This is a genomic window from Pseudoflavonifractor phocaeensis, assembly GCF_016901955.1.
Taxonomy (GTDB): domain Bacteria; phylum Bacillota; class Clostridia; order Oscillospirales; family Oscillospiraceae; genus Flavonifractor; species Flavonifractor phocaeensis_A.
This window is the reverse complement of the sequence record NZ_JACJLC010000231.1, coordinates 1-467: the sequence shown is the minus strand read 5'-3', so window position 1 is coordinate 467 and position 467 is coordinate 1. Positions and strand designations below refer to the sequence as shown.

At 43.5% G+C, this 467-nt stretch carries 1 pseudogene; it reads right to left on the bottom strand.

Features of this window, described 5'->3' with window-relative positions:
• Window positions 1-467, bottom strand: a pseudogene (locus tag H6B51_RS17335) (hypothetical protein); the annotation flags it as partial.

Here is a 467-nt window from a genome sequence, read left to right as displayed (position 1 = left end):
GTTGGCACTTTCCAGTGTACAGGTTCGCAGAGAGCAATGGTACTGGCTTTTTCTTTTCCGGCTGAATTTGGTCGTGGACTCCCGACACTTTGGGGTTAATTACACCCGAACCATCCAAAGGACAAAGAGGAATGCCGTTTTTGTCGAAGCTTACAGGTCGCGGTTTTTGACCGGCAGAACCATTGTTGTTATCAAAACGCTTTGAGTTACGGATATTTATCGGGATGCAAGCTCTCTCAAAATGAAAATCATTTTTAAGAGCTGAATAGTTATCGTACGAGTCAAAAGCCGAATCGCCAATAAAGGTCTTGAAAGCGAGATCAGGGTGCAGCTTAAAGAAGTTGGAAAGCACCGGCTTTAAGGCAGTAGAATCGCTGATTTCCTTATCAATATCAGGGTTGTCGGTTTTAGCTTCAACAATATCGGGATGAGCGGCTTTAAAGTCATCATCGAAGATTTGAATGTGT